Origin of the sequence: Micromonospora cynarisoli, from assembly GCF_030518815.1 — a bacterium.
In the GTDB taxonomy this organism is placed as follows: Bacteria; Actinomycetota; Actinomycetes; order Mycobacteriales; family Micromonosporaceae; genus Micromonospora; species Micromonospora wenchangensis.
The window spans coordinates 1684188-1699671 of sequence record NZ_CP130426.1; the positions used below are offsets into that span (position 1 = coordinate 1684188).

Sequence of the window (15484 nt, forward strand, 5' to 3'; positions counted from 1 at the left end):
GTCAGCCCTTCGTGGCGCCGGCGGCGACACCGTCGGCGATCTGACGCTGGAGGAAGAGGTAGATCACCAGGACGGGCACCGCGGCGATCAGCACCCCGGAGGCGAAGGTGGGGATGTCGTCGGAGTACTGGCCGCGCAGCGAGGTCACCCCGACCATCAGGGTGCGGTGCTCGGCCGAGGGCATCAGCAGCAGCGCGATCAGCACGTCGTTCCAGCAGAACAGGGCGTCGAGGATGCCGACCGACAGCAGCGCCGGGGTGCCCAGCGGCAGCATGATCCGCCGGTAGACCCCGTAGACGCTGTTGCCGTCGATCCGGGCCGCGTCGATGATCTCCGTCGGGATGGTCCTGTAGTAGCTGGTCATCAGGAAGATCGTGAACGGCAGGAACTGCGCCACGTAGGCCAGCACGAGCCCCGGGTAGGTGTCGACCAGGCCGGCGTCCGCCATCACCCGGGCCAACGGCACCATGATCACCTGGAACGGCACGAACAGCGCCGCGAGGCAGCACAGGAAGAGCACCGACGAGCCCCGGAACCGCAGCTGGCTCAACGCGAAACCGGCCATCGAGCCGAACAGCAGCAGCAGGAGCACCGAGACCGTCACCACGCCCACCGAGTTGGCCAGGTAGCGGGCCATCCCCACGCTGTTCCACGCCGTGTCGATGTTCTCCCAGCGCAGCGCGTCGGCCAGGGAGAACCGGTCGAGGACGTACTCGCGGCGGGTCTTCATCGCCACGTTGAGGGTGAACGCCAGGGGGTAGACGGTCGCCAGGGCCAGGACGGCCATCGGGAGGGCGAGCAGCCACCGCCCCCACCGCAGGTGGGACATCACGCCTCCCTCACCGCCCGCCGGAGCAGGCTGATCTGCAACAGCCCCACCACGAGCATGATGAGGAAGAGCACCGTCGAGGCGGCCGAGGCGAGCGCCGGCCGGTTCAGCTGCCCCTGCTGGATCCAGATGTAGTACTCCGGCAGGTAGGTCGAGCCCTCCGGGCCGCCGCTGGTCATCACGTAGAGCAGACCGAACATCGAGGTCAGCATCCCGATCATCGTGGTGACGACGACGAACTGGATGGTGCGCGAGAGGCTGGGCACGATCACGTGCCGGATGGTCTGGGGCAGCGACGCGCCGTCCACCCGGGCGGCGTCCAGCAGGGAGGCGTCCAGGGTGGCGAAACCGGCGAGGAACACCACGAGCGCCATCCCGAAGGTCGCCCAGACGTGCACCCCGACCACCACGAACATCGCCACGTCCGGGTCGCCCAGCCAGTCCACCGGCCCCAGGCCGACCCCGCCGAGCAGGGCGTTGAGCGGACCGTCGAAGGCGAGCAGGAGGTTGAAGATGGCCCCGACGATGACCGGGGACAGCACGGCGGGAAAGAAGTAGACGCTGCGGTACAGCCGGTGCCCGGGGACCCGCAGGTAGACGAAGGTGGCCAGCAGGCCGGGAATCGCCACCGCCACCGGCAGCAGCAGCACGAGCAGCCCGACGTTGCGCAGCGCGCCCAGGAACAGCGGGTCCCGCAGCAGCTCCAGGTAGTTGGCCAGGCCGACCGCCGACCCGTCGCGCTCGCCGTCGCCGGTGAGCGAGAAGTTCACCCCCAGCAGCAGCGGCCAGAACCGCAGCAGCAGCAGGATCAGCAGGGCCGGGGCCAGCAGCACGTACGGGGCGAGGCGCTCGGAGCGCCGGCCGCCGCGACCGCGACGCGGGGTGGCCCGCGACCCCGACGCGGCCCGTCGCGGCGGGCCGGCGGGGGCCGGGCGGACCGCCGGCGTCACCTCGTCGACCGGCACGGCTCAGCCGGCCTGGTCGGAGGCGGCCAGCTGCTTCACCGCCTCGTCGACGGTGACCGAGCCGCTCAGCAGTTGCTGGGAGAGCCGGCCCATCAGGTCCAGGGTCTTCGAGGACAGCGCCACGTGCAGGGCGGGCTTGCCGGCCTTGAGGTCGGCGACGATGGCGGTCACCGCCGGGCCGCCCTGGGAGACGTCGATGGTGGTGTCGGCGGCGATCGCCCCGGCGTCGGCGTAGAACGACTTCAGCGCGTCGGTCGAGGTCAGCGAGCGCACCAGGTCGGCGGCGACCTTCGGGTCCCTGGTCCACTTGGCGACCCCGTAGCCGATGCCGCCGTCGTAGGGCAGGCTCGGGGTGGCGCCGGGCTCGACGACCGGGGCGCGCATCACGCCGAGCTTCTCGGCGGTGAGGAACTCGCTGAAGTCCTTCCAGTGCCCGACGTCGGACATCAGCCCGATGACGTGGGCGGCCTTGGCGGACTGGAAGATCGCGAACGAGTCGTTGAACATCGCCGTCGAGTTCGCCCCGTCGCTGTTGAGCTTGGCGTCCTGGGTCTCCTTCCAGAGCGCGAAGATCCGCTTGACGTGCGGGGAGTTCCAGTTCCGCCGGCCGGCGATCCAGTCGTCGTACTCCTGCGGGGTGAGCACTCCGGAGCCGAGGGCGGAGAGGAAGAACTGGATGCCGAAGCCCTCCTTGTTGCCCAGGGCGAAGCACTTCGCGCCGGTCCGGGTGGTGATGGTGGCGCAGTCGGCGACGAACGTCGACCAGGTGGTGGCGGGTTTGGCCGGGTCGAGGCCGGCCTTCTCGTAGAGGGTCCGGTTGTAGTAGATCGGGTGGCCCTGCAACGTGACCGGGCCGGCGTAGGTCTTGCCGTCCTTGCTGAACGCCTCCCAGCCGGTGAGCCGCTGCCGGTCCTCGGCCAGGTATTCGTCGAGGGGCAGCAGGGCGTCGGCCCGGTCCCGGATCTGGCCGCCGCCGTTGAACAGGATCACGTCCGGGCCCCTGCCGGCCTGGATCGCCGTGCCGAGCAGCGTGTAGTACTGCTCGAAGGGCTGGGCGACGAACTCGACGGTGACGCCGGGGTGCTTACGGGCGAAGTCGGCCTTCGCCTTCTGCAGGTACGCTGCGGCGGATGCCTCGCCGGACTTCCAGTCCCAGACCACCAGCTTCCCGTCCGCCCCGCCGGAGGGGGAACGCGTCCCGCCGGCGCTCCCGCAGCCGGCCAGCGCCAGCGCCGCGACGAGGACGGCTGACCACACTGCTCGCTGCTTCATCGCTGCTCACCTTCGAACTCGGTCGATAGCGCTGATCGAGACGCATGAATTGACGAGAAAGTAACTCGTATGACGTATGACGTCAACAGTGGGCCGTAGAATTCGCGGCAGTCAGGTCGTGGCGCGGTCCGCGGGAGTCACTGGAGGGGACATGACGGCACGGGAGGTCACCCTGAACGCGTCGACGCCGCCGAGCTGGGCACGACGACCGGCCAACCTCGCCACGGCGGTCACCGCGGAACTGGTGGAACGCATCGTACGCGGAGTTCATCCGCCAGGTGCCCCGCTGCCGCCCGAGCCGGCGCTGTGCGAGGCGTTCTCGGTCAGCCGTACGGTCGTCCGGGAGGCGGTGAAGATCCTCCAGGAGAAGGGCCTGGTGCAGGTCCGCCAGGGCAGCGGCACCATCGTCACCCCACCGTCGATGTGGGACATGCTCGACGAGCTCGTGCTCGCCGCGACCATCGCCGAGGACGACAGCCTGACCATCCTCGACGACCTGGTGGCGACCCGGCGGGTGCTGGAGTCCGACATGGCCAACGTGGCCGCCCGGCTGGCCGACCAGGAGACCCTCGACCGGCTGCGCGCCCTGGTCGACCGGATGGACGAACTGGTCGGCGACCAGGTCGCCTACCACGAGCACGACCGGGCGTTCCACGACGTGATCATGCAGGCGTCCGGCAACCGGATCGCCCGGGGCGTGGTGCGGTCGCTGGAGAGCCAGGTGGTCAACACCGCCCGCTACATGGGCCGGTCCGAACGGGCCCTGTGCGTGGCGTCCAACCGGGGGCACCGGAGGATCTACGAGCGCATCGCGGCCCACGACCCGGACGGCGCGGCCGAGGCCATGGTCACCCACATCACCGAGGCGTGGCTGGTCCGGCGGGGCGGACCGGACACCGGGCGACTGGTGCGCTGACCCGCCGGCCCGGTCGACCGGCCACCGCCCGGCGGTGGGAAACGACGCCGCGCAACCAACGGACATCAATGGCTTGCGGGTGTTAACGATAACAAGATACCGTCGGCCACGGGAGCGAAGGGCACGCTCCCCGCTCCGCCCCGGACCGGTCGGCGGAGCGGAGTGCGGGCACGGGCGACGTCGGACACCTCCGGGCACCTCCGTGGACGCTGTACGCCGCCGGGTCGCATCGACACCTCGACGCGCCCGGAATCCCCCGGCGCACGTCGTCCACCGCCACCGTGGGGTCCTGACCCGACCGCGCGCCGACCGCAGTGCCGTCCCCGGCCGGCCGGGAGCGCGATTGCCGACCGTGACGCCACACCCGCGTACCCGCACGGCGGGCGGCCCGGACGAGTCCCGACAGCACCGGCGGAGGGCCGGCACGCCAGCGGAGTCCGGGGAGTCCACCGGGGCGTGACGCCCCACGACACGCATCGCCCACACTGGGAGGTACTGGTGAAACCCGCACTGCCACCGCTGACCCGCCTGCGGCGTACCCTCGCCTGGCTGGCGGCCCTGCTCCTGGTCTCGACCCTGCTGCCGGCCGGCACCGCGAAGGCCGACAACCCCATAGTGCAGCACATCTACACCGCCGACCCGGCCCCGCTGGTGCACAACGGCCGGGTGTACCTCTACACCGGCCACGACGAGGACGGCTCGACGTACTTCACCATGAAGGAGTGGCGGGTCTGGTCCTCCGCCGACATGGTCAACTGGACCGACCACGGCTCGCCGCTCAACATCGGCACCTTCAGCTGGGCGAAGTCGGACGCCTGGGCCGGCCAGGTCATCGCCCGCAACGGCAAGTTCTACTGGTACGTGCCGGTGACCGCGAAGTCGACCAACTCGATGGCCATCGGGGTGGCGGTCAGCGACAGCCCCACCGGCCCGTTCCGCGACGCCATCGGCCGCCCGCTGGTGGCCAACGGTGAGATCGACCCGACCGTCTTCATCGACGACGACGGGCAGGCGTACCTCTACTGGGGCAACCCGAACCTGTGGTACGTGAAGCTGAACACCGACATGATCTCGTACTCCGGCAGCGCCACCAAGATCCCACTCACCACCGCGGGCTTCGGCACCCGGACCGGCAACGCCAACCGGCCCACCCTCTACGAGGAGGGCCCCTGGGTCTACAAGCGCAACGGCATCTACTACAACGTGTTCGCCGCCGAGTGCTGCTCGGAGTTCATCGCCTACTCGACGGCCACCGGGCCGCTCGGCCCGTGGACCTACCGGGGCACGGTCATGCCCCGCCAGGGTGGCAGCTTCACCAACCACCCCGGGGTCATCGACTTCAACGGCGGCTCGTACTTCTTCTACCACAACGGCGCGCTGCCCGGCGGCGGTGGCTACACCCGGTCGGTCGCGGTGGAGAAGTTCACCTACGGCGCCAACGGCACCATCCCGACGATCAACATGACCAGCACCGGCGCGCCGCAGGTCGGCACGCTCAACCCGTACGTGCGGCAGGAGGCCGAGACGATCGCCTGGGGCTCCGGCATCGAGACGGAGGTCTCCAGCGAAGGCGGGATGAACGTCGGATACATCGAGAACGGCGACTACATCAAGGTCAAGGGAGTTGCCTTCGGGACCGGTGCGACGTCCTTCAGCGCCCGGGTCGCCTCGGCCGGCAGCGGCGGCACCATCGAGGTCCGGCTGGACAGCACCACCGGCACCCGGGTGGCCGGTTGCTCCGTGCCGGTCACCGGCGGCTGGCAGAACTGGCAGACCGTCTCCTGCCCGGTGTCCGGCGCGACCGGCACCCACGACATGTACCTGCGGTTCACCGGCGGCAGCGGCACCCTGTTCAACGTCAACTGGTGGCAGTTCAGCGGCGGCGGCACCACCCCGACGCCCACCCCGACCGCGACGCCCACCCCGACGCCCACCGCGACCCCCACCCCCACCCCGACGACCCCGGCCCCGACGACGCCGGCTCCGACGACCCCCTCCGGGCGGTCCTGCGCGGCCACCAACTCCGTGGTCAACACCTGGCAGGGCGGCTTCGAGGGCAAGCTGACCATCACCAACGGGTCCACCCCGATCACCGGCTGGCGGGTGTCCTTCACCCTCCCCAGTGGCCAGACGGTGGCCCAGGCGTGGAACGGCACCCTGACCCAACAGGGCAACCAGGTGACCGTCACCAACGCCGCCTACAACGGGCAGCTCGGGGCCGGTGGCTCCACCACCGTGGGCTACATCAGCTCGACCACCGGCAGCAACCAGCCACCGATCGACCTGACCTGCACCCCCGCCTGACCCCCTCACCCGGCTGACAGTCACGCCGGCCCGCTCCGCCCCACCGGGGCGGGCCGGCGACCCGCCACCCGACACCACCGTCCGTACGGCCCACCCGGACGGGCGCTCGCCCGTGATCCGGTCCGCTGGAGGTTCCCCATGTCCTTCCCGTCCCTCAACCGACGCCAACTTCTCCAGGCCGCCGGCGCCACCGCGCTCGCCTCCGCCGCAGGTGGCACCCTGCTCGGGTCCGGGCCGGCCGGTGCGGCGCTGGTGGTCCCCCCGGCCCGGGCCGACCTCGGCGTCTCGGCGTACCCGTTCGAGCTGGGTCAGGTCCGGCTGACCGCCGGCCGGCTGCTGGACAACCAGAACCGGACGCTGAGCTACCTGCGGTTCGTCGACGTCGACCGGATGCTCTACAACTTCCGGGCCAACCACCGGCTGGGCACCAACGGGGCCGCGACCAACGGTGGCTGGGACGCGCCGTCCTTCCCGTTCCGCACCCACATGCAGGGGCACTTCCTCACCGCCTGGGCGCAGGCGTACGCGGTGCTGGGCGACACCACCTGCCGGGACAAGGCCAACTACATGGTGGCCGAGCTGGCCAAGTGCCAGGCCAACAACGGCGCTGCCGGGTTCACCGCCGGCTACCTGTCCGGTTTCCCCGAGTCGGACTTCGCGGCGTTGGAGGCCCGGACGCTGTCCAACGGCAACGTGCCCTACTACTGCATCCACAAGACCCTCATGGGGCTGCTCGACGTGTGGCGCTACATCGGCAACACGCAGGCCCGCTCGGTGCTGCTGGCGCTGGCCGGCTGGGTCGACACCCGTACGTCGCGGCTGAGCTACAACCAGATGCAGGCGATGCTGGAGACCGAGTTCGGCGGCATGAACGAGGCGCTGACCGACATCTACCAGCACACCGGCGACGGGCGTTGGCTCACCGTCGCCCAGCGCTTCGACCACGCGGGCGTGTTCAACCCGCTCGCCAGCAACTCCGACCAGCTCAACGGCAAGCACGCCAACACCCAGGTGCCCAAGTGGATCGGCGCGGCGCGGGAGTTCAAGGCGACCGGCACGACCCGCTACCGGGACATCGCCAGCAACGCGTGGAACATGACCGTCAACGCGCACACCTACGTCATCGGCGGCAACAGCCAGGCCGAGCACTTCCGGCCGCCGAACGCGATCGCCGGATATCTGACCAACGACACCTGCGAGCACTGCAACACCCACAACATGCTCAAGCTGACCCGGGAGCTGTGGCTGCTCGACCCGAACCGGGTCGCGTACTTCGACTTCTACGAGCGTGCCCTGCTCAACCACGTCGTCGGCGCCCAGAACCCGGCCGACGGCCACGGCCACGTCACCTACTTCACCCCGCTCAAGCCGGGTGGCCGCCGGGGGGTCGGCCCGGCCTGGGGCGGCGGCACCTGGAGCACCGACTACAACTCGTTCTGGTGCTGCCAGGGCACCGGCATCGAGGCGAACACCAAGCTGATGGACTCGATCTACTTCTACAACGACACCACGCTGACGGTGAACCTGTTCGTGCCGTCGGTGCTGACCTGGTCGCAGCGCGGGATCACGGTCACCCAGAGCACCAGCTACCCGGCCAGCGACACCAGCACGCTCACCCTCTCCGGGTCGATGAGCGGCTCGTGGAGCATCCGGGTCCGGATCCCGGCCTGGGCCACCGGCGCGACGATCGCCGTCAACGGCGAGACGCAGAACGTCGCCACCAGCCCCGGCAGCTACGCCACGGTCACCCGCACCTGGGCGGCAGGCGACACCCTCACCGTACGGCTGCCGATGAAGGTCGTCGTGCAGCCGAGCAACGACAACGCCAACGTCGCGGCCCTCACGTACGGCCCGGCGGTGCTGGCCGGCAACTACGGCAACACCGGCCTGAGCGCCCTGCCGTCGTTGAACGCCTCGTCGGTGACCCGGACCAGCACCAGCACCCTGGCGTTCACCGCCACCGCGAACGGCTCCACGGTCAACCTCGGGCCGTTCTACGACGCCCACGGCTTCAACTACACCGTCTACTGGAGCACCAGCGGCGGCAGCACCGGCGGCAGCACGCGGATCGTCAACGTGGGCAGCGGTCTGGTCCTCGGCATCCAGAACATGTCCACCGCCGACGGCGGGCTGGCCCTGCAGTGGGGCGACACCGGCACCGCCGACCACAACTGGGTGGTGGTGACCGACGGCGACGCGGTCCGCTTCCGCAACGTCAACAGCGGCAAGGTCCTCGGCGTGGAGAACATGTCCACCGCCGACAACGCCCGCGTCCTGCAGTGGGCGGACAACGGCACCGCCGACCACCGGTGGACCCTGCTCAGCCAGGGTGACGGCACCTACAAGATCCGCAACGTCAACAGCGGGAAGCTGCTCGGCATCCTCAACGGCTCCACCGCCCAGGGGGCGCAGGCCGTGCAGGACTCCGACAACGGCAGCGCGGACAACCGCTGGCGGTTCGTCGCCAACCCGTAGCGGACCACCGTCGGTCCCGCACCGCCGGCGAGACGGTGCGGGACCGACGGTCCCACGAACGGGGCCGCCCCTGACAGGGGCGGCCCCGTTCCGTGCGTGTCGGCCGGCTCCGTGCCCGCCGCGGCGGGAGCGGGCCCGCCCGCACCGACCGGCCCGCGCAGCGGTGCCGACGGTACGGGCGGGCCCGGTTGCTCCGCTGCCGTGAACCGGGGCGGGTCAGGGGGTGGTGAGCTGGAACTGACGGATCGTGCTGGTGCCGCCGAGAGCCTGGGTGGCGTGGTTGAACAGGGCGAACCGGTAGCCCATGAAGAACTGCCAGGTGCTGTCGAGGGTCAGCGCGTTGCCCAGCGCGGTGAAGGTGACCCCGTCGGTGCTGTACGAGAACCGGGCCTGCCGGCCGGAGCCGGGGCGGATGTCGGCGGTGGCCCGTAGCCAGATGCGTCCCCCGCTGACCGGTGCGGAGGCGATCTCCGTACCGGTGTTGGTGGTCCGCCAACTGCCGTCCATGGTGAGGTTGTTGGTCATCGACACCCGGGTGGCGCCGTTGTCCCGGCGGACGCCGATCCAGGCCGACGAGTTGCGCAGCACCGCCAGCCCGGTCCGGTCGCCGTCGCGCAGCGCCGAGTAGTCGAGTTCGACGGTGGCGGTGGAGGTCGGCCCCTGGATGCGGTGGGTGACCGTGTTCCGGGCGCTGTAGAGGTCGTTGGTGACGGTGGCGGTCTGTAGACGCAGGCCGTTGTTGACCGACCACCTGGTGTCGTCCGGGTTGTGGTTCCACTCCCACTGTGGGCCGAGGGTGCTGCCGGAGAACGTGTCGGTCCCGGTCAGTGGCTTGACCGGCCGGCTCGGCAGCGGGTTCGGGTACGACGTGCCCCAGCCGCCGTTGACCGTCTGGATCTGCGGCCAACCGTCGGCGGTCCAGGTGATCGGGGCCAGTGCGGGCACCCGCCCACCGGGGTAGGCGTCCACGAAGGACATGTAGTACCACTGGCCGGCCGGGGTCTGCACCAGGCCGCCCTGGTGCGGCACGCCGCCGCCGGAGATCGGGCCCGGCATGTTGAGCAGCACCTGACGCATCTCGTACGGACCGAACGGGCTCGACGACTTCAGCACGTACTGGCCGTTCGCCGGGCGGGTGAGCCAGATGTAGTAGCTGCCGTTGCGCTTGTAGAACCGGGCCCCTTCCAGGGTGCCCACGCTCGACGGGGTGGAGAAGACCTGCTGGCTGCGGACCTCGCTCTTACCGTCGGCGGACAGCTGCGCCACGCTGATCTGGGTGTTGCCGTAGGCGACGTACATGGTGTCGTTGTCGTCGACCAGCATGCCGGCGTCGTAGTAGCACTTGTTGATGGTGGAGTGCTGGTTCCAGGCCCCGTCGACGGCGGCGGCGGTGTAGATGTAGGTCTTGGCGAAGTCGATGCAGCCGGCCCAGTAGTAGGTGCGGTTGCTCGGGCGGTAGTTCAGCGTCGATGCCCAGATCCCGTTGACGTACGCCCGCCCGCCGGACATGTCGTATTTCGCGCCGAAGTCCAGCCTGGGCACCGAGTGTCCGGCGAACTCCCAGTTGACCAGGTCGTAGGAGCGCAGGATGGGGGCGCCCGGGGAGTAGTGCATGGTCGAGGCGGACAGGTAGAACGCGTCGCCGACCCGGATGATGTCGACGTCGGCGAAGTCCTGCCACACCACCGGGTTGGTGTACGAGCCGCTCGCCGGTGGCGTGGTGGGCGGCGGCGTGGTCGGGGTGGTGCCGCCGTCGACGCGGACGAGCTGCCACTGCTGGTTGGTGCCGCCCCAGTCGGCGTACTGGACGATGTTGCCGCCGTCGGCGGTCGAGGCGTTCTGCACCTCGACGGCCTTGCCGCTGTTGCGGTTGAGCAGCCGGACGTAGCCGTCGGCCGAGTCGGCGAGCCGGAACTGCTGGTTGGTGCCGTTGCCGTCGGTCCACTGCACGATCGCTGCGCCGTCGGCGGTGGAGAGGTTGTAGACGTCGAGGACCTTGCCCGAGTTCCGGGACTTCAGCCGGTAGTAGCCGCCGCCGGAGTCGACGAACTGCCACTGCTGGTTGGTGCCGTCGCTGCGGGTCCACTGGGTGATCCGCGCGCCGTCGTTGGTGGCCCGGTTGTACACGTCCAGGGCCTTGCCGCTGTTGCGGTTGACCAGCACGTACCACGCGGTGGTGTCCACCGTCGCCGCAGCCGCCCCGGTCGACTCGACCACGACGAGCCCACCGCCGACCAGCACCGTCAACAGTGCGGCGACGACCCGTGACCACCAGCCGCGCCGTCGCCGGACCGCGATCGGCACCTCTCCCATGGCTACCATGACCCTCCCTCACCGACTGTGGATCGACGGTGGCCCCGGGACCGGCCCGGGGCCACCGTCGTCGCATTGTTCGAAGCCTGCCGATGTCAACGTTCACTCGGCGGTGCGTCCGCGATGGCGCACGACGCGGCGCAGCGCTGGGTCGGGGCCGCCGACCAGCTGCTGCGGGAACGGCTTCAGCTATCCATAGACTGTGAGCGATAACATGATGCTCGTCAAGCTGAAACAGCGAGGACACGATCGACGGGCGGAAATGCCGACATCCCGGGCCGCGTCGAACCGGTCCGACGCGGCCCGGGATGTCCGGGCGAGGAGGCGCGACGCGGGCGGGTGCCGCGTCGCCGGTCAGCGGGAGGAACCGGCGCGACGCTTGTTGTAGACGTCGAAGGCGACGGCGACGAGCAGCACCAGCCCCTTGACCACCGACTGGATGGACTGGTCGACGCCCATGAGCTGCATCCCGTTGCTCATCACCGCCATGATCAGGCCGCCGACCATCGCACCGACCACAGTGCCGACCCCGCCGGTGACCGCCGCCCCGCCGATGAACGCGGCGGCGATCGCGTCGAGTTCGAACATGTTGCCCGCCGCGGGCTGGGCGCCGTTGGAGCGCGAGGAGTAGATCACCCCGGCCACCGCCGCCAGGAAGCCCATGTTGACGAACATCCAGAAGTTGACAGTCCGCACCTTGACCCCGGACAGCATCGCCGCCGAGAGGTTGCCGCCGATCGCGTAGACCTGCCGGCCGAAGACCGTACGCCGGGTGAGCAGGCCGTAGACCAGCACCAGCACGGCCAGGATGATCAGGACGATCGGCAGGCCCCGGGCGTGCGCCAACTGCCAGGCGAAGTACATGATGACCGCGCCCACCAGCACCACCCGGGCGACGAACAGCGGGAACGACTCCACCGGCTGCTGGTAGCGCACCCGGGCCACCCGGGTCCGGAAACCGCTCACCGCGTACCCGGCCACCGCGACCGCACCGATCAGCAGGGTGAACGCGTCGAAGCCCTCACCACCGAGCAGGCCGTTGAGGAAACCTGCCGCGACCTGCTGGTAGTCGGCGGGGAACGGGGACAGCGAGATGTTGTCCAGCACCCGCAGGGTCAGGCCCCGGAACAGCAGCATGCCGGCGAGCGTCACGATGAAGGCCGGGATGCCGGCGTACGCCACCCAGAAGCCGTGCCACGCGCCGACCGCGACCCCCACCGCCAGCGCGACCAGGATGCCCACCCACCAGGGGAGGCCCTCCCGGATGACCAGCACGGCGGAGACCGCCCCGGTGAGCGCCACCACCGAACCCACCGACAGGTCGATGTGCCCGCCGATGATGATGATCACCATGCCGATCGCCAGCACCAGGATGTAGGAGTACTGGAGCACGATGTTGGTGATGTTGCCCGGGCTCAGCGAGACCCCGTCGGTGAGCACGGCGAAGAGTCCGACGATGACGACCAGCGCGACGTAGATGCCGCTCTGCCGCAGGTTGTTCATGATCAGCGCGCGCAGGTCGCTGGTGCCGGCGTGCAGGGCGACGCCCGGGCTCTTCCCGGTGGGCGGCGGGGACGGCGGCGATGAGGTCTTGACGCTGGTCATCCCACGCGCTCCTTGTCCTTCGTCATCAGATCCATGAGGTTCTCCTGGGTCGCCTCGGCCACCGGCACCTGGCCGGTGATCCGGCCGGCGGCGAGGGTGTAGATGCGGTCGCACATGCCGAGCAGCTCCGGCAGCTCCGAGGAGATCAGGATCACCGCCTTGCCCTCGGCGACGAGCCGGTTGACGATCGTGTAGATCTCGAACTTCGCACCGACGTCGATGCCCCGGGTCGGCTCGTCCAGGATCAACACGTCCGGGTTGGTGAACAGCCACTTCGACAGCACGACCTTCTGCTGGTTGCCGCCGGAGAGCTTGCCGACCACGGCCATCACGCTCGTCGTCTTGATGTTCATGTCGCGCCGGCTCTGCTCGGCGACCCTGATCTCCTCGTTGCCGTTGACCCAGCCGAGGCGGGCGAGCCGGCCCAGCGCGGCGGCGGAGACGTTGCGCCGCACGTCGTCGATGAGGTTGAGGCCGAAGCGCTTGCGGTCCTCGGTGACGTAGGCGATGCCGTGCTCGATGGCCGCCGCGACGGTGTGCGCCCGGACCTCCCGGCCCCGCACGAACAGCCGGCCCCGCACGTCCCGGCCGTACGAGCAGCCGAAGACGCTCATCGCCAGCTCGGTGCGCCCGGCCCCCATCAGCCCGGCGATGCCGACCACCTCACCGGCGCGGACGTCCAGGCTGACGTCGTCGACGACGAGCCGGTCCTGGGTGGGGTGCCGCACGCTCCAGTTCTCGATGCGCAGCACCTCCTCCCCCGGCGACGGGACCCGGTCGGGATAGAAGCTGTCCAGGTCCCGGCCGACCATGCCCCGGATGATCCGCTCCTGGGTGACCTCCCCGGAGGCCAGGGAGAGGGTCTCCACGGTGCGCCCGTCCCGGATGACCGTGGTCGCGTCGGCGATCGCGGTGACCTCGTTGAGCTTGTGCGAGATCAGGATGCAGGTGATGCCCTGGCCCCGCAGCCGGCGCAGCAGGTCGAGCAGGTGGGCCGAGTCGATGTCGTTGAGCGCGGCGGTCGGCTCGTCCAGGATGAGCAGCCGGACCTTCTTGGACAGTGCCTTGGCGATCTCGACGAGCTGCTGCTTGCCGACACCGAGCTGGATGACGGGGGTGACCGGGTTCTCGTGCAGGCCCACCGAGGCCAGCAGCTCGGCGGCCTCGGCGTTGGCCCGGTTCCAGTCGATGAGGCCAGCCGGGCCGCGCCGCTCGTTGCCGAGGAAGATGTTCTCGGCGATCGACAGGTGCGGCACCAGGGCAAGTTCCTGGTGGATGATGACGACGCCCTGGGACTCGCTGTCGCGGATGCCCCGGAAGTGCACCGGCTTGCCGTCCAGCACGATCTCGCCGTCGTACGACCCGGTCGGGTGCACCCCGGAGAGCACCTTCATCAGGGTGGACTTGCCGGCGCCGTTCTCGCCGCAGATGGCGTGGATCTCCCCCCGGCGCACCGCGAGGGAGACGTCGGCCAGCGCGGTCACCCCGGGGAAGGTCTTCGTGATGCGTCGCATCTCGAGGATGGTGTCGTCCATGGTCAGCATCCTGATCGTCGAAGCCTGAGGCGGGCTTTCGATGCGTCGGGCGCGGCGGCCGGTGACCGCCGCGCCCGACGACCGGCTTACTTCTTGGCCTGACCGGCGGCGACCTCGTCGGCCGACCAGTATCCGGAGTCGACAAGAACCTTGGTGATGTCGTCCTTGTAGACGGTCTCGATCGGCAGCAGGTACGACGGGACGACCTTGACCTTGTTGTTGTAGGTCTTGGTGTCGTTGGCCTGCGGCTCCTTGTCCTGGAGGAACGCCTCTGCCGCGATGACGGCCTGTTCGGCGAGCAGTCGGGTGTCCTTGAAGACGGTGGAGCTCTGCACCCCGTCGTTGATCAGCTTGACCGAGGCGATCTCGGCGTCCTGGCCGGTCACCACGGGCAGCTTCTTGGCGCCCTTGCCGTAGCCGGCGTTCTGCAGGGCGGTGATGATGCCCCGGGAGATGCCGTCGTACGGCGACAGCACCCCGTTGAGCACGGTGCCGTCGTTGTAGCTGGAGGTCAGCAGGTCCTCCATCCGCTTCTGGGCGGGTTCCTGCTGCCAGCGCAGGATGGCCGCCTGCTCGACCCGGGTCTGCCCGGACTTGACCTTCAGCGTGCCGTTGTCCATGAACGGCTTGAGGGTGTCCATCGCCCCGCCCCAGAAGTACTGGGTGTTGTTGTCGTCGAGCGAGCCGGCGAACAGCTCGACGTTGAACGGGCCGGTCGCGGTGCCCTTGCCGCCGTCCTTGGTCTGCAGGCCGAGGCCCACCAGCAGGGCGGTCGCCTGGGCCACCCCGACCTTGTAGTTGTCGAAGCTGACGTAGAAGTCGACGTTCTTGTTGCCCAGCAGCAGCCGGTCGTAGGAGATGACCGGGATCTTCGCGGCGGCGGCGGCGTCCAACTGGCCGCTGAGCGCGGTGCCGTCGATGGCCGCGATGATCAGGACGTCCGCGCCCTGCGTGATCATCTGGTCGACCTGCTGGGACTGGGTGGGGATGTCGTCGCCGGCGTACTGGAGGTCCACCTTGTAGCCCTTGGCCTCCAGCTTCTCCTTCACCGCCTTGCCGTCGGCGATCCACCGTTCCGAGGTCTGGGTCGGCATGGAGACGCCGATGGTCAGGTCGGCGGGCTTCTTGTCGCTGGTGTCACCGCCGCTGCCGGCGCCCCCGCCGCTGCACGCGGCCAGGCTGAACGCCAGTGCCGCGCCGCCGAGCGCGACCAGGAATTTCCTGCGCACAGGTTTCTCCTCTCCGGAACTCCCGCCGACTGCGGGGACCA

At 69.7% G+C, this 15484-nt stretch carries 10 protein-coding genes; 3 read left to right on the forward strand and 7 right to left on the reverse strand.

The window, feature by feature from the left end:
- Nucleotide 1: 1 nt before the first annotated feature.
- From Q2K16_RS07075 to Q2K16_RS07085, 3 genes are read right to left on the reverse strand one after another with little or no spacing between them, the layout of a single operon-like run.
- Nucleotides 2-829 carry a carbohydrate ABC transporter permease gene (locus tag Q2K16_RS07075; RefSeq protein WP_302744263.1) on the reverse strand — a complete coding sequence of 276 codons (828 nt, stop codon included), beginning with the start codon at nucleotides 827-829 and terminating at the stop codon, nucleotides 2-4.
- Nucleotides 829-1794, reverse strand: a complete 966-nt coding sequence (locus Q2K16_RS07080) for a carbohydrate ABC transporter permease (protein WP_302744265.1) — start codon at nucleotides 1792-1794, stop codon at nucleotides 829-831. Before Q2K16_RS07080 ends, Q2K16_RS07075 begins: the two co-directional genes overlap by 1 nt.
- A 3-nt stretch (nucleotides 1795-1797) precedes the next feature.
- Nucleotides 1798-3066 (reverse strand): ABC transporter substrate-binding protein, encoded by a 1269-nt coding sequence (locus Q2K16_RS07085; RefSeq protein ID WP_302744266.1) that lies wholly within the window; start codon nucleotides 3064-3066, stop codon nucleotides 1798-1800.
- A 151-nt stretch (nucleotides 3067-3217) separates the two neighbouring features.
- Between Q2K16_RS07085 and Q2K16_RS07090 the strand changes: the two genes are divergently transcribed.
- The 3 genes from Q2K16_RS07090 to Q2K16_RS07100 all read left to right on the forward strand — a co-directional run bounded on the left by Q2K16_RS07090 (nucleotide 3218) and on the right by Q2K16_RS07100 (nucleotide 8761).
- A complete protein-coding gene (locus Q2K16_RS07090) occupies nucleotides 3218-3982 on the forward strand; it encodes a FadR/GntR family transcriptional regulator (protein ID WP_145919545.1) in 765 nt (254 codons plus the stop codon).
- 498 nt (nucleotides 3983-4480) lie between these two features.
- Nucleotides 4481-6286, forward strand: coding sequence for a family 43 glycosylhydrolase (locus Q2K16_RS07095; protein WP_489671858.1), 1806 nt, complete (start codon nucleotides 4481-4483; stop codon nucleotides 6284-6286).
- A gap of 138 nt (nucleotides 6287-6424) precedes the next feature.
- The gene (locus tag Q2K16_RS07100; RefSeq protein ID WP_302744267.1) at nucleotides 6425-8761 is read left to right on the forward strand and encodes a beta-L-arabinofuranosidase domain-containing protein; all 2337 of its coding nucleotides are present in this window, start codon (nucleotides 6425-6427) and stop codon (nucleotides 8759-8761) included.
- Between the two features lie 216 nt (nucleotides 8762-8977).
- Here the strand turns inward: Q2K16_RS07100 and Q2K16_RS07105 are convergent, their stop codons facing one another.
- The 4 genes from Q2K16_RS07105 to chvE all read right to left on the reverse strand — a co-directional run bounded on the left by Q2K16_RS07105 (nucleotide 8978) and on the right by chvE (nucleotide 15443).
- Nucleotides 8978-11083, reverse strand: a complete 2106-nt coding sequence (locus Q2K16_RS07105) for a family 43 glycosylhydrolase (protein WP_302744268.1) — start codon at nucleotides 11081-11083, stop codon at nucleotides 8978-8980.
- Nucleotides 11084-11428: 345 nt separating this feature from the next.
- Nucleotides 11429-12679 (reverse strand): multiple monosaccharide ABC transporter permease, encoded by a 1251-nt coding sequence (gene mmsB / locus Q2K16_RS07110; RefSeq protein ID WP_302744270.1) that lies wholly within the window; start codon nucleotides 12677-12679, stop codon nucleotides 11429-11431.
- Nucleotides 12676-14214 (reverse strand): multiple monosaccharide ABC transporter ATP-binding protein, encoded by a 1539-nt coding sequence (gene mmsA / locus Q2K16_RS07115; RefSeq protein WP_302744272.1) that lies wholly within the window; start codon nucleotides 14212-14214, stop codon nucleotides 12676-12678. The genes mmsB and mmsA overlap by 4 nt, the downstream gene beginning before the upstream one ends.
- Before the next feature lie 86 nt (nucleotides 14215-14300).
- Nucleotides 14301-15443, reverse strand: a complete 1143-nt coding sequence (chvE, locus tag Q2K16_RS07120) for a multiple monosaccharide ABC transporter substrate-binding protein (protein ID WP_302744274.1) — start codon at nucleotides 15441-15443, stop codon at nucleotides 14301-14303.
- Between the last annotated feature and the right edge of the window lie 41 nt (nucleotides 15444-15484).